This is a genomic window from Acinetobacter sp. CY79 (assembly GCF_059515845.1).
Genome location: NZ_JCAKMY010000002.1, coordinates 118,806 through 140,196, shown reverse-complemented (window position 1 = coordinate 140,196; position 21,391 = coordinate 118,806). Strand labels below are relative to the sequence as shown.

Sequence of the window (21,391 nt, the reverse complement as noted above, 5' to 3'; positions counted from 1 at the left end):
TGTGCAAATGTGTAGTGCTTGTTAAAATAAAAATGAAGACTAAATATAAAGAGCATTGAATGCAAAAAAATATCGCGAATACCATATTTTATTCACTATTATTTGCTATGGGTGGGGCGCCGACAATTGCGATGATGATTATCAATGCTCAGCCAACAAATCCAGAAATTGTATTTCAAGCCTTAATCGGTCTATCGGTTATTATCGCGTGTATTTTAGTGCCTATAGTATTGATTCAAAATACGTATTTGATTATTAAACGTAAGAGTGTAGAGATCGAACAAAAGATTCAACCTGTGGCGCATTTTTATCTGGGATTGAATGTTTTATGTTTGGTGTACTGGTTGATTATTCAATTTAGCTAATTACATAATTCATATGAAAAAAATGATTTACAGATTTCAAGTCATAAATCAATGCAATATAATCCAATAAAATAGATTTTGACTAATTTGAGTTGGAGTAAAATAATGAAAAATAAGGCATTACTCACATTATGTGCAGCGAGTGTAATGACGTTTAGTGGTTGTGCCACTGTTGCTGATATGGCTGGGGCTGATACGGCATCTCTTAACGTTGTAGCAACAGATGGTTTTAACAAAACTGTTGCTGAAGCACGTTCAAAAGGAACATTAGACACCTCATCTACGACATATAAGCGCATCAATACCGTGTTTAACCGTTTGAAGCCATTTGCTGATCAGATGAATCAAACGGGTACGCGTTTTGACTGGCAACTTGCGGTACTAAAAGCAGATACAGTCAATGCCTATGTTGCTCCAGGTGGTAAGGTTGTGTTCTATACGGGTATTGTGAATAAGCTTAACTTAACAGATGCTGAAATTGCTGCGATTATGGGCCATGAAATGGTACACGCATTGGAAGAGCATGCTAAGCAAAAAATTGGAGCGCAAGCGTTAACGAATTTAGCTCTAAATATTGGTCTAAGTGCTGCTGGTAATAACGTAGGACAGTTAGGTACTGCAGCAGCTCAATTGGGTAGCCAAATTGGTATTGGTTTACCGTACTCACGTAGCCTAGAAAGTAAAGCTGACCAAGGTGGTTTGATGCTGATGGCGAAAGGTGGCTATGATCCACAAGCCGCTATTACACTTTGGCAAAAAATGAATGCTGAATCAGGAGGCGGTAAGTCGGCATTCTTATCAACGCATCCATCCAATTCACAACGTATTGAAGCTATGCGTAAAAACTTACCTGCTGCTCAAGCCGTATATAGACAGCGTTAATTTTCTATCATTAAAAAAGGATGCAAAGGCATCCTTTTTTATTGTTCATCCTTTCATCCTCTTCCAATGTAAGAGGATGAAATATATTTATGGCGCTGGATTCGGCTGTTGTTTATGGATATCTTCTATACCTTTTAAAACTTCATCTGAAAGTGTGATATCAAAAGCATCGATGTTTTCTTTCAATTGATTTAGATTGGTTGCGCCAATAATGGTTGATGTTACAAAGAACTGTTGTTTAATAAATGCCAGTGCAAGTTGAGTCAAGGTCAGACCATGCTGTTCTGCGAGCTGAGCGTACTGTTCTGTTGCCCACAAGCTTTCTGGGTTGCTATAACGACTAAAACGTGAGTAAAGCGTAATACGGGCATTGGCTGGGCGAGCGCCATTTCTAAATTTACCAGTTAGATAGCCAAATGCCAGTGGGGAGTATGCAAGTAAGCCCACACCTTCATAATGCGCAATTTCAGACATACCGATTTCATAAGTTCGGTTTAATAAATTATAGGGATTTTGAACGCTCACCAACTTTTCCATACCTAGCTTTTCAGCTAACTGTAGAAACTTCATGGTTCCCCATGGGGTCTCATTCGATAAACCAATATAACGGATTCGACCTTTATCAATTTCATCCTTTAAAGCTAAAAGTGTTTCTTCAAGTGGCGTGATATCGCTTGTAAGGGTTGATTCTTGATTGCCGTAGCCAAGTTTACCAAAAAAATTGGTTGGTCTTTGTGGCCAGTGTAATTGGTAGAGATCAATATAATCAGTTTGCAAGCGTTTTAAGTTGCCATCAAGAGCAGTTTCAATATCTGACTTGTTGAATCGTGTATTTCCATCACGGATGTGACTACCGCCTTGAGAAGGGCCTGCAATTTTTGATGCAAGAATAAGTTTGTCTCTTCCACCACGTTCAGCAATCCAATTGCCAATAATTTGTTCTGTCGCACCTTGAGTTTCAGGTTTGGGTGGGACAGGGTACATTTCGGCTGTATCCCAAAAGTTTAAACCACGATCCAGTGCATAATCTAACTGTTGAAATGCTTCAGCTTGGGTATTTTGCTCACCGTAGGTCATCGTACCTAAACAAATTTCAGGGACTAAAATTCCAGTATGTCCAAGTGGCTTGAATTGCATGGTTAATTATCCTAAATATCTAAGGTATTTATAAACAAGAGCCCAAATTATATGAGTAATGATCGGTAAGGCTATTTCAGCTAGATTCTCAAATTACCCTAATCTCATTAATGAAAATAATATGAACATAGATTAAAAGCAAAATAATGTTTATTTTAGGAAATAAAAAAGCAAATCCGAAGATTTGCTTTGATACAAAGATTTTAACAATTATTCAACATCAGCATCATCGAGGTTTTCTTCAGTGGTATTTACAGCCTCTAAAGAAGCATCAAAGATTAAAATGGCTTTACCATCAGTCTCGATCATGCCTTGTTCTTCAAGCGTTTTAAGAACGCGCCCTACCATTTCACGTGAACAGCCCACAATACGTCCAATTTCTTGACGCGTAATACGGATCTGACGACCATTGTGGAGGATCATTGCTTCTGGTTGACTTGAAAGGTCGATTAGGCAGCGTGCAATACGACCTGAAACATCGATAAATGCAAGGTCAGTTACTTTACGCGTAGTATTCTTTAAGCGACGTACAAGCTGTGCAAATACGGCATAGCTTAGGTCTGGATATTGTTTACTTACTTCATGGAAATTAGCATAAGAAATTTCTGCAATCTCGCAAACATCACGAGTGCGAACTTCCGCTGTACGTTGAGGGTTTGTTTCAAATAAACCCATTTCCCCGAAAAAGTCCCCTGGGTTCAAATATGCAACAACAATTTCACGGTCATCATCTTCACGTAAAATAATTGAAACTGACCCTTTTAAAATTAGATACAGAGATTTTGACTCAGTGCCCGCATCAATAATTGCAGTACGCTTAGGAAAGCGATTGATATGCGCACGCTTGAGTAAAGCTTTGACAGATTCAGGAAGCTGACCTGGTGACAAAGCATCTGTACTAAGTTGTGAAAAATTAGAAGTCATGCTTTTTAAATTCCGAATTTGATAATTACTAGATCTAGATCTGAGCTGAACTTTCCACATTAAGCAATAAGGTGAAATTCCTTCTCAACCCAAATTATGCTAGTGTACAGTACTAGGTAAATTTATAGCTTTTTTTAGGTAGTTGCAATGCATACTAGCGTACATTGGTTAGAGAATGTTGCTTTTGAAGCAAAATCTGAGAGTGGTCACCAAATTGTCATGGATGGTGCGGAAGCATACGGTGGAGAAAACCGTGGTCCACGTCCCATGGAGTTGATATTAATGGGACTTGGTGGTTGTGCTTCCTTTGATATTGTGACTATTTTAAAGAAATCACGCCAAGATGTGACGGGTGTTGTATGTGAACTAAAAGCTGATCGTGCTGACACAATTCCGGCTGTTTTTACCAAGATTCATTTGCACTTTGTTGTCACAGGTAAAGCAGTAAAAGAAAAACAAGTGGCAAAAGCAGTTGAATTGTCTGCCGAGAAATATTGTTCAGCAAGTAAAATGCTTTCAGACGGTGGTGTGATCATTAGCCATGACTTTGAAATTATTGAAGCTCAATAAAAATTAGTTGAATAGTGTAGTTAAAAGGCAACATAAGTTGCCTTTTTTATAATAAAAAATTTAAGGCGTACAAATATTTGTATAGTCTTATTAATCTGATTTTTTAAAAAACATAAAGTCTAAACATACATACAAATAGCAGTTTTGCATTCCTTTTAATGTTTTAAACCGAACACTTAAACCAAATAAGATATGAGTATTCTATTGGGTTTGATGGTGAAGCATAAAAGCCTCACAAAGGAAATAATCACAAAACGTTTTCAAAATTGAGTTGATTCTTTATTCTTGAGCCCAAGGCAGTTGATGGAAACGCCATCCATTAAATCTTCCTCGTTGATTGTATTGGTCTAAATCACCTTCAAAGCCTTGATCAATGTTGTATACAGATTCAAAACCCGCGTTGAAAGCGACATTTGCAGCAGCGGCTGAACGCTTACCACTCCGGCATAACAGAAGAATGACTTTGGCCTTACCGACTTGGTTTTCGAGTTCTTCAGCAAAGTGTGGATTTCGATTTAAAGAAATGCCTGTCGCCCATGGAATATGAATGGTATTTTCAATATGACCAACGAATTTCCGTTCTTCTAGAGTTCTGACATCAACAATGACTGCTTGCTTAGATTGAAACAGCAGCCATGCATTGTGAGGCGTGACTGTGCCAGCAAACTCTAAGTAATGGTCTTCAGCCAATTTTTTTGCTTGGCTTAAAATCTCGTTTAATTGGTCAGTCGTCACTTGAGCTTGATTCACTGCAATGTTCATGGTCAAACCTTCAAAGTTATATATTTACTTGAGAGCGTAATTTTTACCTTCACACCATTTAAATCAATATTCATAGGGATAACCCAATTAGAAGTTTGATTACTCTAATGATTCACAGAGCGAACATTTGATTTGAAGTATTTATTGAAGCATTTGTGTAAAAAATATGCTGATTCATTATTAATAATATATCCATTTTATTTATTCTAAAAACGAATAAAAATTCACTTGTATATTCTTATTTTGAAAATAGAGGAATATTTGAAAAATGAATACCCATATAGAAAATTCTTTTATCCTGATTAAGTTGAATCACATAAAATTTAAGGTGCGCTTGGGTCATTATTTAGATCGTATATGAGTCTAACTTGAGAACTGATGATCTGAATAGTGAGATGGTTAATTTAAGAAATTAATTTTAGAGGCATAAATGAAAATAAGTTTGAGTTTGTTAAAGATAGTTGTGCTGATTAATACATATGCTAAACAATGATGCCCATATAAAATGCTTAAATTATAAGAGATAAAACACATTTTAATTATTTATAACGATAAAAACAGGGTGATGTGAATGGGTTGGAATATTCATAAAATTGTTGATGACCTTCAAAATTTAAGACACGAATGGAGAGTTCAGCAAAATAGTCTAAAAGACGATGGTGGACGTGAGTTACCATCACGTACCGAAATCAAAAAAATAATGAATGATTTGTGTGGCATTCTTTTTCCGATGCGTTTAGGACCACATGATCTGCGCCAGAAAAGTGAAAACTTCTATATCGCTTATACTTTAGAGAAAACGTTGTATGCTTTATTGGAGCAAGTAAAACTTAACTTATCTTATGATTTAAAATCTAAAAAAGAGTATGCCGATCAAGCCGAGATCACGATTCGAGCTGAAAAAATAGTTCATGAATTTGCAGAGCAATTGTCATCTATTCGTAGAATTCTAGATACAGATGTGATTGCTGCATATCAAGGTGATCCTGCTGCTCGAAGTGTGGATGAGGTGCTACTGTGCTATCCGGGTATTGTCGCGATGACTTATCACCGAATTGCACATGAATTTTATAAAAGAGAATTGTGTCTTTTGGCGAGAATCATTGCTGAGATTTCTCATTCAAAAACAGGAATTGATATCCACCCAGGAGCACAAATCGGTCAAGGGTGTTTCATAGATCATGGAACAGGGGTTGTTATTGGTGAGACTTGTGTGATTGGTCAAAATGTTCGAATTTATCAGGCCGTAACGCTTGGTGCAAAACGTTTTGAGATAGATGAAGAAGGAAACTTACAAAAAGAATATGCGCGCCATCCAATTGTTGAAGATAATGTGGTGATCTACGCAGGAGCAACCATATTGGGTCGAATCACGATTGGTAAAGGGGCAATTATTGGTGGGAATGTTTGGATTACCCAGAGTGTCGCGCCTTTTAGTGCAGTATCACAGAGTTCTGTGATGAAAACTCAGGTCGATTAGTATCCCAAAGCAAAGATTTGGATGTGAATACCCTTGAGAATATAAACCATCGCATATTGAACACGACAACATGCTTATAATCCCATGAACATAGGTACGCATAAAACCAAATATAATTCTTCTTCAGAATGGCTTTTTCGGCGTCGTTTTATTCTTATAGAAAACAATTGGAAACGACGCTATTGATTGAAATGTTTTATGTTAATACGCTTGAAAATGATCAGATTGGCACAAATATTAATACTAGGATTTAACCTGAGTATTTTGGTAAGCTTTTGAAAAATAAATAATTAAAAATGAATAAATTGAATACAAATACTTGAAATTGATTTTATCGCACCCATTTATGTTCCAAGTACAAAATTTGTTGTGAGGAAAATAAGAATGCGTTTTGAAAAATTTACAAACCGCCTACAGCAAGCGTTATCTGATGCACAGTCATTGGCAATGGGTAAAGATCATACCGCGATTGAAGGTATACATATTTTATCTGCATTATTGGAAGAACCTGCCAATGTTAGTTTGCTCCAACAGGCTGGTGCAAATCTCAGAGATTTACAGACCAAACTTCAACAAGCGTTAAATGATGCTGCAACGCTCTCTAATCCTACAGGTGATATTAATTTAAACCCCGAGGCTGTTCGTGCACTAAATTTGGCAGATAGCTATGCACAAAAGGCGGGTGATGAGTTTCTATCAACCGATTGGGTGATTTTGGCTTTAGCTGAAACAGGTGCCACAAAATCTTTACTCACCAATATTGGTGTGACATCAGACAAATTACGTAAAGCAATTGAAAATATTCGAGGTGGCGATAAAGTCATGGCAAATAATCATGAAGATCAACGTGATTCACTGAATAAATACACCATTGATTTAACCGAACGTGCAATGGTGGGTAAGTTAGATCCTGTTATTGGTCGTGATGAAGAGATTCGCCGTACTATTCAGGTCTTGTCACGTCGTACCAAAAACAACCCGGTATTGATTGGTGAGCCTGGTGTCGGTAAAACTGCGATTGTGGAAGGCTTAGCACAACGCATTGTCAATGGTGAAGTCCCTGAAAGCCTGAAAGGTAAACGTGTTTTATCATTAGACTTAGGTTCCTTGCTCGCAGGGGCGAAATATCGTGGTGAGTTTGAGGAACGACTAAAAGCCGTACTCAAAGACCTTGCGAAATATGATGGCGAAATCATTTTATTCATCGATGAGTTACATACCCTTGTTGGCGCAGGTAAAGGTGATGGGGCGATGGATGCAGGGAATATGCTTAAACCTGCCTTGGCACGTGGTGAATTACGCTGTGTGGGCGCGACAACTTTAGATGAATATCGTCAATTCATTGAAAAAGATGCAGCACTTGAACGCCGTTTCCAAAAAGTGTTGGTCGATGAACCGAGTGTAGAAGACACGATTGCGATTCTCCGTGGTTTAAAAGAGAAATATGCAACGCACCATGGTGTGCAGATTTTGGACTCAGCGATTATTGCGGCAGCAAAAATGTCTCATCGTTACATCACCGATCGTCAGTTGCCAGATAAAGCGATTGACTTGATTGATGAGGCTGCATCCCGTATCAAAATGGAAATTGACTCAAAACCTGAGCCATTAGACCGTTTAGATCGTCGTTTGATCCAATTGAAAATGCAACTTGAAGCCGTCAAAAAAGATGCAGATTCAGTCAGTAAAGCTGAAGTTAGCCATCTGGAGAAACAAATTGCTGAGGTTCAGAAAGAATATAACGATTTGGAAGAAGTGTGGCGTGCTGAAAAAACCTTGGTTGAGGGTACAAATCAAGCGCAAGTTGAGTTAGATAAGGCGCGTACTGCTTTTGATAAAGCACAACGTGAAGGTGATTTAGCTGAAGCAAGTCGTTTGCAATACGGCGTCATTCCTGAGTTGCAAAAGCGCTTGAATGAAGAAGAAGTATTGGAAGTCAATGAAGAGCCGAAACTGATTCGTACCAAAGTCACTGAAAATGAAATTGCTGAAGTGGTGAGCGCTGCGACAGGCATTCCAGTGTCGAAAATGTTGCAAGGTGAACGTGAAAAACTATTGCACATGGAAGACTTCTTACATAACCGTGTCGTGGGTCAACATGAAGCAGTGGTTGCGGTATCGAATGCGGTGCGTCGTTCACGTGCAGGCTTATCTGATCCAAACCGCCCAAGTGGTTCATTCTTATTCCTTGGACCAACTGGTGTCGGTAAGACAGAGTTAACCAAAGCGCTGGGTAACTTCTTGTTTGATAGTGATGATGCCATCATTCGTATTGATATGTCTGAATTTATGGAGAAGCATTCTGTCAGCCGTTTGGTTGGTGCGCCTCCAGGATATGTTGGCTATGAGGAAGGCGGTGTTTTAACAGAAGCTGTGCGTCGTAAACCTTATAGCGTTGTGTTATTTGATGAAGTAGAAAAAGCACATCCAGATGTCTTTAATATCCTACTTCAAGTGCTCGATGATGGGCGTTTAACGGATTCACAAGGTCGTGTGATTGATTTCAAAAACACGGTTATTGTGATGACGTCAAACTTAGGCTCAAATGATGTACGAGAATTAGGTGAAAATGCATCAGAAGCGGATGTACGCTCAGTGGTGATGAGCGCTGTGTCTGAACATTTCCGTCCAGAGTTCATTAACCGTATTGATGAGTTGGTGATTTTCCATAGTTTGAAGAAAGCTCAAATTCGTGGAATTGCAGATATTCAATTGAATCGATTACGTGATCGTTTGGCGGATCGTGAGTTGAGTTTGGCTGTAGACGACACTGCTTTTGATCAATTGATTGATGCTGGATTTGATCCAGTGTACGGGGCTCGTCCACTCAAACGTGCGATTCAACAACAAGTTGAAAATAGCTTGGCTCAGAAAATACTGTCAGGTGACTTTGTACCTGGGGATACGATTGTGATTAAAAGCGAAGATGGCAAACTCATCTTTGAGAAAGTCAAATTGAGCTAATCCATTGTCTTGTCTTCATTGAAGATCAGCTTAAGATTTAAACGTTCACTCATCAGAAAACCCAACCTCGGTTGGGTTTTTTTGTTATTTAAGCTACTTTTTTGTAATGATTTGAGATATAGGTTTGCCATTGTTAAGTTGATCTGATTAATATTTGCGGGTCAGGGAAAGGCGAAGATTCAAGACTGAAACTCAGGAATGAATCAAAAATAATAAAAGTCGCGAGGTATGCGTGCTCAATGGATTGATCAATATGTTGGAATTAAAATTATTACGTAAGTTCAAAAATGAACCTTATAGCGAATACAAGCCTGTTGAAAAAATCACTTTGCTTGATATGAAAAGCATGTATGGTATTTTTGAAAAATATTATCTCAATACGACGTTTCAGATTTTTAAAAAAGATTTGATGGAAAAAACGGGTATCTTCATTATTCGTGAACCAAAGAACGATTTGATCGTGGGTTTTTCTACGGTGGTAGAGCGTGATTTTGAAGTCAATGGCATTGTACGACATGCCTTTTTTAGTGGTGACACGATTATAGAACAAGCTTATTGGGGCAATCGCGCCCTTCAACGAGCGATGTATCGGTATATTATTTTCTTTAAGTTGAAATACCCAACCAAACCAATTTACTGGATGTTGATCAGTAAAGGTTTTAAAACCTATTTGTTATTAGCCAACAACTATTTTACCTACTACCCGCATTGTGATCATAAACATCAACGACTTGAACAATTCGTTGAAGCGTACTGTAACCAATATTTTGCAGAATATTACGATAAAAATAAAAAATTATTGAATTTTGGTGATGCATACCAAGCACTCGATCCTGAGATTGCTCCCATTACAGATGAGATGCGGAAAAAAAGTAAAAAAATAGCCTTTTTTGAAGAAAAAAATCCAACATGGAGTGTGGGTACAGAATTGCCCTGCATTGGTGAGATTCATTGGTCAGATTTGTATCGCTATGTACAGCGTTTTTTAACTAAGCCTGCGAGTAAGGGGCAGGATCATCATCAAGCAAAAATAAATCAAAATGAAATCGCTGCTACTGAATCTTCAAAGGTGGCTTGATCGTGGGATTCATTTTATATAGTTCACATCAAATCCTGTCATTCGCATGTCAACAAGCATCTACAAAGTTTTACCAAGATTCATCGCGGTTAGAGCATGTTCAAAGACAAAAATTAAAGCAGATCGTTGAGCAACCTCATCTGAGCTACCAAGATTTTATTGCCCAATATCCAATCACACGATATGCGGACTGGAAATCTCAAATTGAACAATCGAGAGAAACTTCTAGTAACTTATTGAACAACCAAAAATTGATTCGATTTCAGCCAACCAGCGGCTCAAGTGAGGCGCTCAAATTTATTCCTTATACACAAGGATTTTTGGATGAGTTGGATCAAGCGATTGGATTATGGCTTCGGAGTCTGTACCAGCATTATCCTGAGTTAAAAAATACCACACATTATTGGTCAGTTTCATGGTTGCCAGAGAGTCAGCGAAAACTGACCTATAATCAAAACTTAAATGATGATCGTGCTTTATTAAGTTTGAGTAAGCGAATACTGACTAAGGTGACCCAGTCTGTACCGACTGAAATAGCGATGGCTGAAAGTCCAGAGGATGCGATGTTTGCGACTGCGACTTATTTAGTCGCAGATAAAAATTTAGGCATGATTTCAGTTTGGAGTCCAACCTTTGCATTGCAGCTCTTGGAGATTATTCAACTTTACCAAGACGAAATTATCACCACGTTGCAAACAGGTGAGTGGCAAAGAGCATCCCTCAACTTTTTAAAAGCACCGTATTCTAAGCATCAGAGTTGTAAGTTAAGTCATTTGAACCTAGAAAATGCTCAATCTTGGAAAATTCTTTGGTCAAAACTGACTTTGATTTCAAGTTGGGATACTGCCAGTGCAGAACATTGGGCTAAAATTTTAGGAGAAAAAGTATCAGACGTGTCATTTGAAGGTAAAGGGCTTTGGGCAACGGAAGGCGTTGTCACAATACCACTCGATGGTCATTATCCGCTCATGTATCAAGCTCATTTTTATGAGTTTTTAGATCTAGACCATCAAAATGTTTACCCAGCTTGGCAGTTGAAAATAGGACAACGGGTGAGTCCGATTATTACCACAAGTTCAGGTTTGACACGATATATTATTGATGATGAGTTGGTCGTAACTGAGTTCTATCAAAATGTCCCCTGTTTTAAATTTCTAGGGCGCAAAATGACCGTGGATTTGGTCGGTGAAAAAATCGATCAATCGACAGCTTTAAATATTATTGCTCATTTTAAGCAAAAAGATTATCTACCGATGAGTTTATTGGGTATTGAGCAATCCAATCATAAAAAACCACATTATGTGTTGTTAAGTGAAGGGAGTTCGGAAGCTATTGCAGATGTATCCGTTTTGGATCAATTATTAAAAAAGAATTTTCATTATGAGTTGGCAAGGAATTTAGGTCAGCTTGATGAACCGGGTGTGATACATGTCGAAAATGCTTGGGATTATTATAAAAATTTAGCCATGCATAATGGAATGATTGAAGGAAATATCAAGCCTGAACCGCTGAAGAGAATAAAAATCATGGTGGATGAATATGGATATTGGAAATAAATATTTCCAGTCGGACAAAAATGATCAGCTCATGATCCGTGATGCAAATTTCCAGGATAACGCTCAGTTGTTAAAGCTGGTTGCAGAAACGATGCCGAGTAATGGCATGACTTTGTCATTTGAGCGAGGAAATGATTATTTCAAAGCAGCATATGTTCAGTATCATCAGCCCGATATTAAAGTTGTGGTTAAAAAAGACCAACCTGATGTGATTATTGGCATGATGAATATTGGCTTTAAAAATTGCTATATCAATGCGCAGACGAATAAAATTCGTTATGTGTCTGATCTGCGCATTGATCCAGCTTTTCGAGGTCGAAAAGTGATTGAAGTCCTCATGGATTATTTGTATAGCCAAATTCCTGTAGATGATTTTTTACAAAGTGTTGTGTTAGAAGATAATCACAAAGCAAAGCATATGTTGCACCGAAGTCGTCCTCATTTTCCAGAACCTTATATTTTGGATCAAATGACGACTTTTAATATTTCTAAGGTACCGAGTTTAAGTCAATTTAAACAATTTTCAATGCATGAACTTACGGAAGATTTGATTCATATCGCAAACCAGTTTGTCGCTGATATGCGAGAGTTTTTTAACTTTTTACCTGTGTATAATTTTAATGATTTAAATCGGGGAGACCATCCACTTTGGCAAGGTTTGCGATTAAAAGACTTTAAATTGGTTTTTGATTTAAATCAGCAAGTGGTTGGTATTATGGGACTTTGGAATCAAAAACAGCTCAAACAAACCAAGGTCGTTGAATATTCTACAACGCTTCACTATTTAAGACCTTTTTATAATGTCTATGCATCGATGACTCATCAGATGAAATTACCTAAAGTAGGGGATTGTTTCGATTATTTAATGGCGCATAGCGTATTAAGTCATCCTAAGCGTTTGGACGTGTTCGCATATCAACTGTATCAATTGAATAGTGAAACCCAGAAAAAAGGGAAATCATCCTTTTGTATAACGCTGAGTCAGGATGATCCCCGCTATAGTGCTGCTCAAAAAACACGCTCTCATAAAATGCATGCGATTCATGCTTTACATAGTTTCAAAAATACACCGATGGGTGAATTTGACCGCTCTAAAATATCTTATTTTGAAGTTGGGCGTCTTTAATACGCTATAAATGATGTTGAAGAAAAAAAGAGGGAAAAGTAGCTTATCGGAATATTAAAGAATCACTTGCAACTTTTATTAGAAAAACTATATTAAAAAGAATATAAAAATAAAATGGATGTTGAATATGGATCAGCATAATGGTGTCTTTTCGAAGAAAATAATTCTATTGACGACTCTAATTTCTACAATCCCCCTAATTTCATATGCTCAAATTATTGATGATCATGTCCTTTCCGAGCAAAGTGCAGGGGATCATAAAGTCAGTCCTGAAATGATGAGTTTGGTTCAGCATGATGCACATATTCCATTAGAGCAACAATTAAATAAACATCAACATTTAGCCAAAGAGCAGGCAGATCAAATGAGTAAGGAAAATCTTGAATCTACAGCCGCATCTGACTATGAAATAAAGAAAAAAACGGATAATAGTCAACTTTTAAACAATGAACGAAAAGTCTATATTCCATATGATTCATTAAACACGGAAAATATCGTTTATGAGAGTAGTCTAAGATTCAATAGTGATGGGAATGTCAAAGGTTCGGGGACAGCCACAGTAAAATCGAATAAATATTAATTTTTACAATTTGAGTGTATAAAAAGAGTTTGAAGAAGAATCTTCAAACTCTTTTTATTTTTATGACATTAAATTTAAACGACTGTTAAAGCACATTAAGAAGGTAAGTGCTGAATTTTCCATGAACGGTGAATCCTCGTATTTCGTTTGAAGTCGAGGCCAATGGTTTCATTGGTCAGTTCTTCAATGTCATAGAACGCTTTAATTTCATCATCTAACTCAAAACCACGATAGTTATTTGAGAAGTAAAGCGTACCACCTGTCGTTAAGCGGTTCATCGCACGTTTCAAGAGTGAAAGGTGGTCACGTTGAATATCGAAAGTTCCGTGGAATTTCTTCGAATTTGAGAAGGTTGGTGGATCAATAAAGATTAAGTCATATTGTTCATGACCTTCTTTCAACCACTCAAAACAATCACTCGCGAAGAACTGGTGTTGTTCATCTGCATGATCAACCGTTAGACCGTTCAATACAAAGTTTTCTTTAGACCAATTTAAATAGGTATTGGAAAGATCGACACTGGTTGTACTCGCAGCACCATTCAAAGCAGCATGTAAGCTTGCAGTAGAGGTGTAGCTATAAAGGTTAAGGAAGTGTTTACCTTTTGCTTCAGCAGCAATACGCAGACGCATTTGACGGTGATCTAAGAACAAACCAGTATCAAGATAATCGGTTAAGTTCACCAAGATTTTCGCTTTGCCTTCCTGCACGATAAAACGCTTAGACGCCGTACTTTGTTTGGTGTACTGTGTTTTACCTTCTTGACGAGCACGTGTTTTGATGAAGATCGCATCACGACCCAAACCGGTTACTGCACGAATTGAAGCCAGTGCTAAGTTAAAACGTTTTTTCGCTTTTTCAGGATCAATGATTTTTGGCGGTGCATATTCTTGAACGTGCAAACGATCACCATATAAATCTACTGCAACGTTAAAGTCAGGTAGATCGGCATCATAAATACGTAAGCAATAAATATTTTCTTTCACTGCCCATTTCTTTAAGTTTTGCATGTTCTTTTGCAAACGGTTGGTAAAATCTTCAGCACCCTCGATTTTTTCGAATTGCTGAGGCTGCCACGTTTCTAAAAATGGTTTTGAAACAGTTGCTGGTTTAATTAAACCTGAACGGATATAAATCGGCAATTTACCATTCATTAAACGCAATGTTTGTGGTTCTTGAATCGCCAATACGTCTGCTTGTTCGATTTGAGCTGCAATAATTGCAGTCATTTGATTTGGGAAATGCTTTTGTAAAAGTGCAGATAAGCCCAAGTAGAATGAACGGCTTGAACCACGATCACCTAGACGCTCACCGTAAGGAGGGTTGGTCACGATAAATGACGTTTTGCCTTCCGTTTGGAAATCGGGCCAATCAGCTAAAGTACGTTCTTCAATTTGGATTTGGTCCAGCAATGATTCAAAACCAGCTGCACGAATATTTTGTTTGGTTGCTTTAACCGCTTCCCAATCTGCATCGAAAGCATAAAATTTTGGTAGTGGCTTTTCTAAAGCAATTTTATGACGTTCAGCGGCTTCACCTTTAATCGACATCCATAGTTCATGGTTATGACCATTCCAACCATTAAAGCCGAAACGACGAACTAAGCCAGGTGCACGATCAGTCAGCATCATGAGTGCTTCAATAATAAATGTCCCTGAACCACACATTGGGTCAAGGAAAATATCTGGGTTTTGTTCGTGAAGTTTTGCACGACGTAGAATCGCTGCCGCCAAGTTTTCTTTGATCGGTGCATCTGTCATGTATAAGCGGTAACCACGTTTATGTAGAGAGTCACCTGATAAATCTAGGCAGAACGTATGTTCTGTCTTACCTGCAAGCACATAAAGTGTGATTTCTGGTTGCTTAATATCAATACTTGGACGCTTACCCACAGCTTCCATGAATGAGTCGACCACACCATCTTTCACGCGTAACGTTGCGAACTGGCTGTTAACTTTGATTTCACGTTCGATATGGAGACGGACAGCAAAGGTCGATTGTGGTGCAAAAATAAGCGACCAATCGAAGCTGTTTGCACCTTCATAAAGCTCTTCTGCCACATCGCGGGCATCATGGCTAAATTCAATTTCATGTGTATGAATTGGGGTGAGTACACGTGAAGCTAAACGCGACCACATACATACGCGGTATGCATCTTCAAGTGTACCTTTAAAGACTAGACGTCCTGGAAGTCGTTCAATGTTTTGAACCCCTAAACCCTCAATTTCTTCTTGAAGTAAGGTTTCTAGCCCATCTGCACAGGTGACCCAATATGTAGAAAGACGTGGTTTCGAATTCATGAACATTTTCCAAAGACAATTTTAGCAATCGCGTATTTTAACGTATTTTAACGATCAAAGCTTTTGAAATTAGAACAAAGCGACCCTTTAAGTATCATTATTTATTCTTCATTCAATTTTTGATGCTAAATGTTACGAATATTTTGGAAATAGATTGGTTTTTTTATTTAATAAAAACAATAGGATAAGATTAATATATGATGAAATAGGACGATCCAACAATAAAGGATAAATTTTATACAGCCATACTTTTATATGTTTTATATGCGCGATTAAGTCGTGTGATTGATGGTATTTATTTTTAACAGAGAATAATGACCTATATTGGAGGTGTGATGAGTTTTGCCTTAGCAATGTATGATGCTGAGTTACATCGCTTTCACATTGTTATATCCTTAAAAAACTACAATAGGTCATTATGTAAGAAAAATGATGATTAAAAGATATAACAATATTCAAGGCTATAATGATGTTCAGTTTAATTTTTTCAATGTTTACTTTTTCTTTATCCATGTCGATATCGCCTGGACCTGTAAATATTACGATTCTCAGCAGTAGTATGAATTATGGTCTAAAGCAGACTTTTGCATTTATTTCAGGTGCGACGATTGGCTTTACTGCATTATTGGCAGCTGTCTGTTTTGGTTTATACCAAGTCATTGCAATTTATCCAATCTTACTCAATATCATTACTGTGCTTGGTACGGCTTTATTGGTGTGGATGGGATGGAATATCTCAAGAGCCCAAGGCGAATCAATTCAGACGGATCAGCTTGCATTACCCAAAGCCCCAACATTTATGCAAGGTGCGTTGTTGCAATGGTTGAACCCTAAAGCATGGATAGCAGCAGTCTCAGGGACAGCGTTATTTTCTGCATCGCATAATGCATTTTATTTAGTTTTGTTTATTCTCATTTACTTTGTGGTTTGTTATTTATCTTTATTGATTTGGGGATATGCAGGTCAAAAGCTTGCGGTATTTTTAAACCAAGGTTCTCGTATGAGACTGTTTAACATGGCTATGGGCGTGCTGTTAATGTTTATTGCATTACAAATGAGTTGGTCACATTTTTATGTTTAGCTAATATGCTTGATTAATCGGTTTGCATCATTGCTGTTGAGTTACGATTAAATAGCTTCCTAAACTTTAATAAAAACATCAATAGTTTTGTGTTGAGACTAAATGGTGAGGTTTGTTTAATCTAAGGTGTAGAAGGAATGAATCTGGGTAAGTTAGGACGGCATAGTCTTGATTATTATGATCGTGTTGAGTCTAAGCCTACGGAGTGGATTGTTCGTGATGATGATAAATTTCAAATTAATATCCAAACACGAGCATGGAAAAATGGTAAAAGAAAGACCGTAATCGAGTGGGTACTGATAGATCCTGATGCGAAGGTTCTTTGGCGATAGTCTATTGGCTCTGATCATAGCCAATAGTTTGCAAATCAATTACTAAAATTTGTTCAATTTAAATGATTGAAAATCAATAAAAAGTATAATTAATAGTGATTTTACTGTGATTGATATAGCATCAATCAATGAGGTTGAAGACTGCCAATTCACAGCAATGTCTGTATAATACGTTGACTTAACGTATAAGGAATCTCTCATGCACTTGGCGTCGTTACATACCCCGAGTCAGATTCAGCTGAACCAAGATGGACATTTAAAACATTTCCTCACCATCGAAGGTCTCTCCAAAGAAACGCTTACAAAAATATTAGATACAGCGAATTCTTTTTTTAATGAACAAAACCAACTAATCACCACGCCGTTGCTTGAAGGGCGTACTGTGATGAATCTTTTCTTTGAAAATTCTACACGTACTCGTACCACCTTTGAAGCTGCTGCAAAGCGTCTATCTGCCAATGTCTTAAATATTGACATTGCACGTTCAAGCACATCAAAAGGTGAAACGCTCAGAGATACGCTGTGGAACCTTGAAGCGATGGCAGCGGATATTTTCGTAGTGCGTCATTCATCTTCTGGTGCGGCACATTTTATTGCCCAAACGGTTTGCCCAAACGTTGCCATCATCAATGCAGGGGATGGTCGTCATGCACATCCGACGCAAGCGATGCTTGATATGCTGACCATCCGCCGTGAGACCAAAAAGAACTTCGAAGATATTAGCATTGCCATTATTGGCGATATTAAACACTCTCGTGTCGCTCGTTCTGATGTGGCAGCGCTTCAAACTTTAGGCTGTAAAGATATTCGCGTGATTGCACCGAATACTCTATTGCCGTTTGGTTTTGAAGAATATGGAGAAGGTGTTCGTCTATTTAATGACATGGAAGCAGGGATTAAAGACTGTGATGTGATCATTACCTTACGTATTCAAAATGAACGTATTGATTCACCTGCTTTAGCTTCTCAAGCTGAATTCTACAAAATGTACGGCCTAAATAAAGAACGTTTAGCCATGGCAAAACCAGACTGCATCGTGATGCATCCGGGTCCAATGAACCGCGGTGTTGAAATTGACTCGAGTATTGCTGATGGCCCGCAAGCGGTGATTTTGAATCAAGTGACTAATGGGATCGCGGTACGTATGGCGGTACTTGCATTGTCGATGCAAGGTCAGTTACAGGAACAGGGTTTATCAGAAAACGGTTTAATCGAAGCGATTACGGTTTAAGGAATCAGTCATGACTATTGTAAAAATTGAAAATGTCCGTGTCTTAGACCCGATCAAAAAAACAGATCAAGTTGAAACTGTTTATATTGAAAATGGCAAATTGGTTGCTGAGTCGCAAAATGTAACTGAAACGATCGATGGGCAAGGTAAATGGCTAATGCCGACCATGGTTGACCTATGTGCACGTTTACGTGAACCAGGTCAACAACAACATGGTACGCTGAAATCTGAAGGTCGTGCTGCACGTGAAAATGGAATTTTGCATGTGTTCACACCACCTGATTCACAGCCGATTGTGCAAGACAATGGTGCGCTGATTCATGGCTTGGTCGAAAAAGCGATGTTGGATGGCGGTATCTACCTTGAAGTCATTGGTGCACAAACGCAGGGCTTAAAGGGGAATCAACCTGCCAATATGGCTGCACTCAAAAAAGGTGGCTGTACTGCGGTATCCAATGCTTCAGCAGCTTTTGCTGATGATGATGTGGTACTGCGTACCATGGAATATGCTGCTGGTTTGGGTATGACTGTTGTATTTTACGCGGAAGAACCGCAGGTCGCAAAAGATGGTTGTGTGCATCAAGGCTTTATTGCATCTCGTCAAGGCCTACCGATGATTCCAGCATTGGCTGAGACCATTGCGATTGCTAAATATCTATTGATGATTGAAGCAACAGGCGTACGTGCACATTTCGGACTATTGTCATGTGGCGCATCGGTTGAGCTGATCAAAATTGCCAAAGATAAAGGCTTGAATGTGACTTGTGACGTAGCAATGCATCAATTGCATTTAACTGAACAACTCATCGATGGTTTTAATTCATTGGCTCATGTTCGTCCACCGTTGCGTTCCGAAAGTGATAAACAACTGTTACGTCAAGGTCTAAAAGAGGGTGTGATCGATACGATTTGTACCCATCATGAACCTTTAAGTAGCTCAGCAAAATTAGCACCATTTGCAGAAACTTTACCCGGGATGACCGCATTTGATACGTATGTGCCATTTGGTATTCAACTGATTAACGAAGGTTTGTTTGAGCCTTTGGAATGGGTTGAAAAAGTAACAGTTGCGGCGGCAAGAGTAGCCAACATGTTAGAGCGTTGGAAAGCCGAATCTGGTTGGGTGCTGATTGATCCAAAAGTTGAATGGGTTGTTACAAAGGACACGATCTTGTCTCAAGGGAAGAACACACCATTATTGGGGCAGACACTGGTTGGAAAAACTGAACAAGTTTTTGTTGTTTAATTTCTAAATTTTTGAAAGGTTGATTTGAAAATTTTAATTTCAAAATATGCATAATTTAAAGTCAGCTTCGGCTGGCTTTTTTATGACATGCTTAAAACAATCATGATTTTGTTAAATGAAGTTGTGATCAAATAAAATACATAATTATAATAAATATTATGCACAATAAAGATTAGTATTCTGAAGTATAACTTTAAAATAAGATGAATAAGGAGCGAGAAATGGATTTAATTCAATTACTCAAAGATCGAATTGTCCCTATTGTGTTAAATCAAGATAATAACCAACAGGATCCTAGTTTATATCAAGAAAAAAGCACGGCTGTCGCAACATTTATTCCAATATTATTATCCATATTTAAAGCCAAACCTGAATTGATTAATACGCTTCAAAATAGTTTGAATCCTCGTCTTTCGGATATTTTTGGACATGATCAACTCACTAAAAATCATTTTGTAGAAGCATTTAATCAGAGCTCATCATCTGCTGAAACAGAGTCATTATTGAATCAAACCATTGCGCCAACATTGGGAGCAGTGTCTGATTTAGCAGGAAGTTCAGATCAAAATGCGATTTTGCACTATCTAGATCAAAACTTAGATTCGATTAGATCTTCTTTACCACTCTGGGCAACATCTCTACTTGGAGGGTTTGGGATTGGTTCTTTGGCGCATTCTACACCTCACACAACAGCCACACCGCATGTTGCATCGCATGAGGCACCCAATTATGTGTCTAATTCAACGCCAACATCTGCTCACCCGCCAGAGAAAGAAAAATCAAGTTGGCTATTACCATTAATCGCTCTGATTATTTTAGGTTTACTGGTTAGTCTATTTTTACGCTATTGCAATAATAAAGATCAAACAGCAGCAGATAATGATCAATCTACGATGATCAATTCAAATGCACAGCCAGCATTTTTCCAATTAAACACAAATGCAGCGGGTGAGTTAGTGACTTGCCAAGCCAGAATTGGTAATCCTACTTTTGTGGAAAATATTCAAAAAGAAGTGAAGCAACTGTTTAATCATCCGATGGGTTGTGGTATTGATTCGAGCCAGCAGTATCATGCTGAATTGATTGATCAAAATGCATTATCGAGTGTGATTAAACTACTCAAAGGTGCTCCAAATACAACGCTGACTTGGACAGGGAATGAGATTGCACTCCAAGGCTCAGATCCAAGTTCAATCCAAAGTCTGGCAGATCAAATTAAAGCCATCACACCAAATTTAACAGTTAAAACACAGCAAGGGATTGATGTCAGTCAAGCGGTCAACACCAGTATCAGTGATGCAGAAAAAGCTTTAGCAAGTCTAAACCCAGATCAAATTAAACCCTTAGATATCGCAACGGCATTGAATTTGCAAATTATTAACTTTGCAACGGGCTCTAATGACATTCCTGACGCCAATAAATCTGTATTAGATCAAGCAGCTGCCTTAATCAATCGTGTTCCAAATGTAGAACTTACCGTTAAAGGTTTTACAGACGCAACAGGTGATGCCAATCAGAATAAAGCATTGTCTAAAGCACGTGCGCAATCTGTCGTTGATTATTTGGTGTCAAAAGGCGTTGATCCGAGCAAATTGAATGCGATTGGATACGGCCAAGAAAATCCGATTGCGGATAATGCGACGGATGAAGGTAAGTTTAAAAACCGCCGTATCGAATTTGAAGTAACCAATACTGAAACAGGTGTACAACGTGAAGTCACGGGTGAAAGTGTAGAAGTTAAAAATTAAGAAAGATTTTCAATACAAAAATAAAAACC

Annotated in this window: 17 protein-coding genes; 13 read left to right on the top strand and 4 right to left on the bottom strand. The window is 38.1% G+C overall.

The features are described from left to right. Positions 1 to 59: 59 nt before the first annotated feature. Positions 60 to 365 carry a hypothetical protein gene (locus tag AC5YCE_RS01555; RefSeq protein ID WP_496125657.1) on the top strand — a complete coding sequence of 102 codons (306 nt, stop codon included), beginning with the start codon at positions 60 to 62 and terminating at the stop codon, positions 363 to 365. Positions 366 to 470: 105 nt separating this feature from the next. Next, on the top strand, positions 471 to 1,247 hold the full coding sequence (locus tag AC5YCE_RS01550; protein ID WP_496170638.1) for a M48 family metallopeptidase: 777 nt from the start codon (positions 471 to 473) through the stop codon (positions 1,245 to 1,247). 87 nt (positions 1,248 to 1,334) lie between these two features. Here the strand turns inward: AC5YCE_RS01550 and AC5YCE_RS01545 are convergent, their stop codons facing one another. Both AC5YCE_RS01545 and crp read right to left on the bottom strand, forming a co-directional pair. Further along, complete coding sequence (locus tag AC5YCE_RS01545) at positions 1,335 to 2,384, bottom strand: NADP(H)-dependent aldo-keto reductase (protein WP_496170636.1); 1,050 nt, start codon at positions 2,382 to 2,384, stop codon at positions 1,335 to 1,337. A 210-nt stretch (positions 2,385 to 2,594) separates the two neighbouring features. After that, complete coding sequence (crp, locus tag AC5YCE_RS01540; RefSeq protein WP_496125660.1) at positions 2,595 to 3,308, bottom strand: cAMP-activated global transcriptional regulator CRP; 714 nt, start codon at positions 3,306 to 3,308, stop codon at positions 2,595 to 2,597. A gap of 147 nt (positions 3,309 to 3,455) precedes the next feature. On the opposite strand from crp, the gene AC5YCE_RS01535 reads away from it, so the two are divergent. Further along, positions 3,456 to 3,878 carry an OsmC family protein gene (locus tag AC5YCE_RS01535; protein WP_496125661.1) on the top strand — a complete coding sequence of 141 codons (423 nt, stop codon included), beginning with the start codon at positions 3,456 to 3,458 and terminating at the stop codon, positions 3,876 to 3,878. A gap of 279 nt (positions 3,879 to 4,157) precedes the next feature. Here the strand turns inward: AC5YCE_RS01535 and AC5YCE_RS01530 are convergent, their stop codons facing one another. Further along, the gene (locus AC5YCE_RS01530; RefSeq protein WP_496125662.1) at positions 4,158 to 4,640 is read right to left on the bottom strand and encodes a rhodanese-like domain-containing protein; all 483 of its coding nucleotides are present in this window, start codon (positions 4,638 to 4,640) and stop codon (positions 4,158 to 4,160) included. Positions 4,641 to 5,211: 571 nt separating this feature from the next. Between AC5YCE_RS01530 and epsC the strand changes: the two genes are divergently transcribed. From epsC to AC5YCE_RS01500, 6 genes are all read left to right on the top strand, one after another. Further along, the gene (epsC, locus tag AC5YCE_RS01525) at positions 5,212 to 6,120 is read left to right on the top strand and encodes a serine O-acetyltransferase EpsC (RefSeq protein WP_496170634.1); all 909 of its coding nucleotides are present in this window, start codon (positions 5,212 to 5,214) and stop codon (positions 6,118 to 6,120) included. A 384-nt stretch (positions 6,121 to 6,504) separates the two neighbouring features. Then, positions 6,505 to 9,084: an ATP-dependent chaperone ClpB gene (gene clpB, locus AC5YCE_RS01520; RefSeq protein ID WP_496170632.1), complete on the top strand. Its 2,580-nt coding sequence runs from the start codon at positions 6,505 to 6,507 to the stop codon at positions 9,082 to 9,084. 253 nt (positions 9,085 to 9,337) lie between these two features. Next, positions 9,338 to 10,162, top strand: a complete 825-nt coding sequence (locus tag AC5YCE_RS01515) for a hypothetical protein (RefSeq protein ID WP_496125665.1) — start codon at positions 9,338 to 9,340, stop codon at positions 10,160 to 10,162. Between the two features lie 2 nt (positions 10,163 to 10,164). Then, positions 10,165 to 11,718 (top strand): GH3 family acyl-acid amido synthetase, encoded by a 1,554-nt coding sequence (locus tag AC5YCE_RS01510; protein WP_496170630.1) that lies wholly within the window; start codon positions 10,165 to 10,167, stop codon positions 11,716 to 11,718. Next, positions 11,702 to 12,844 (top strand): GNAT family N-acetyltransferase, encoded by a 1,143-nt coding sequence (locus AC5YCE_RS01505; protein WP_496170628.1) that lies wholly within the window; start codon positions 11,702 to 11,704, stop codon positions 12,842 to 12,844. Before AC5YCE_RS01510 ends, AC5YCE_RS01505 begins: the two co-directional genes overlap by 17 nt. A 127-nt stretch (positions 12,845 to 12,971) precedes the next feature. Next, complete coding sequence (locus AC5YCE_RS01500) at positions 12,972 to 13,424, top strand: hypothetical protein (RefSeq protein ID WP_496170626.1); 453 nt, start codon at positions 12,972 to 12,974, stop codon at positions 13,422 to 13,424. A 95-nt stretch (positions 13,425 to 13,519) separates the two neighbouring features. Here AC5YCE_RS01500 and rlmKL read toward each other — a convergent pair whose 3' ends face one another. Next, on the bottom strand, positions 13,520 to 15,724 hold the full coding sequence (gene rlmKL, locus AC5YCE_RS01495) for a bifunctional 23S rRNA (guanine(2069)-N(7))-methyltransferase RlmK/23S rRNA (guanine(2445)-N(2))-methyltransferase RlmL (protein ID WP_496125669.1): 2,205 nt from the start codon (positions 15,722 to 15,724) through the stop codon (positions 13,520 to 13,522). A gap of 511 nt (positions 15,725 to 16,235) precedes the next feature. Between rlmKL and AC5YCE_RS01490 the strand changes: the two genes are divergently transcribed. The 4 genes from AC5YCE_RS01490 to AC5YCE_RS01475 all read left to right on the top strand — a co-directional run bounded on the left by AC5YCE_RS01490 (position 16,236) and on the right by AC5YCE_RS01475 (position 21,362). Beyond that, complete coding sequence (locus AC5YCE_RS01490; RefSeq protein WP_496170624.1) at positions 16,236 to 16,805, top strand: LysE family translocator; 570 nt, start codon at positions 16,236 to 16,238, stop codon at positions 16,803 to 16,805. Positions 16,806 to 17,336: 531 nt separating this feature from the next. Next, positions 17,337 to 18,368 (top strand): aspartate carbamoyltransferase catalytic subunit, encoded by a 1,032-nt coding sequence (locus AC5YCE_RS01485; RefSeq protein WP_496125672.1) that lies wholly within the window; start codon positions 17,337 to 17,339, stop codon positions 18,366 to 18,368. Positions 18,369 to 18,378: 10 nt separating this feature from the next. After that, positions 18,379 to 19,614 carry a dihydroorotase gene (locus AC5YCE_RS01480; protein ID WP_496170622.1) on the top strand — a complete coding sequence of 412 codons (1,236 nt, stop codon included), beginning with the start codon at positions 18,379 to 18,381 and terminating at the stop codon, positions 19,612 to 19,614. A 221-nt stretch (positions 19,615 to 19,835) separates the two neighbouring features. Continuing rightward, entirely contained in the window at positions 19,836 to 21,362 is a 1,527-nt protein-coding gene (locus AC5YCE_RS01475; RefSeq protein ID WP_496170620.1) for an OmpA family protein, read from the top strand. The last annotated feature ends 29 nt before the right edge of the window (positions 21,363 to 21,391 follow it).

Coding starts and splice junctions, on each gene's coding strand:
- AC5YCE_RS01555 (WP_496125657.1), top strand. CDS start 60: ATGCAAAAAAATATCGCGAATACCATATTTTATTCACTATTATTTGCT.
- AC5YCE_RS01550 (WP_496170638.1), top strand. CDS start 471: ATGAAAAATAAGGCATTACTCACATTATGTGCAGCGAGTGTAATGACG.
- AC5YCE_RS01545 (WP_496170636.1), bottom strand. CDS start 2,384: ATGCAATTCAAGCCACTTGGACATACTGGAATTTTAGTCCCTGAAATT.
- crp (WP_496125660.1), bottom strand. CDS start 3,308: ATGACTTCTAATTTTTCACAACTTAGTACAGATGCTTTGTCACCAGGT.
- AC5YCE_RS01535 (WP_496125661.1), top strand. CDS start 3,456: ATGCATACTAGCGTACATTGGTTAGAGAATGTTGCTTTTGAAGCAAAA.
- AC5YCE_RS01530 (WP_496125662.1), bottom strand. CDS start 4,640: ATGAACATTGCAGTGAATCAAGCTCAAGTGACGACTGACCAATTAAAC.
- epsC (WP_496170634.1), top strand. CDS start 5,212: ATGGGTTGGAATATTCATAAAATTGTTGATGACCTTCAAAATTTAAGA.
- clpB (WP_496170632.1), top strand. CDS start 6,505: ATGCGTTTTGAAAAATTTACAAACCGCCTACAGCAAGCGTTATCTGAT.
- AC5YCE_RS01515 (WP_496125665.1), top strand. CDS start 9,338: ATGTTGGAATTAAAATTATTACGTAAGTTCAAAAATGAACCTTATAGC.
- AC5YCE_RS01505 (WP_496170628.1), top strand. CDS start 11,702: ATGGATATTGGAAATAAATATTTCCAGTCGGACAAAAATGATCAGCTC.
- AC5YCE_RS01500 (WP_496170626.1), top strand. CDS start 12,972: ATGGATCAGCATAATGGTGTCTTTTCGAAGAAAATAATTCTATTGACG.
- rlmKL (WP_496125669.1), bottom strand. CDS start 15,724: ATGAATTCGAAACCACGTCTTTCTACATATTGGGTCACCTGTGCAGAT.
- AC5YCE_RS01490 (WP_496170624.1), top strand. CDS start 16,236: ATGTCGATATCGCCTGGACCTGTAAATATTACGATTCTCAGCAGTAGT.
- AC5YCE_RS01485 (WP_496125672.1), top strand. CDS start 17,337: ATGCACTTGGCGTCGTTACATACCCCGAGTCAGATTCAGCTGAACCAA.
- AC5YCE_RS01480 (WP_496170622.1), top strand. CDS start 18,379: ATGACTATTGTAAAAATTGAAAATGTCCGTGTCTTAGACCCGATCAAA.
- AC5YCE_RS01475 (WP_496170620.1), top strand. CDS start 19,836: ATGGATTTAATTCAATTACTCAAAGATCGAATTGTCCCTATTGTGTTA.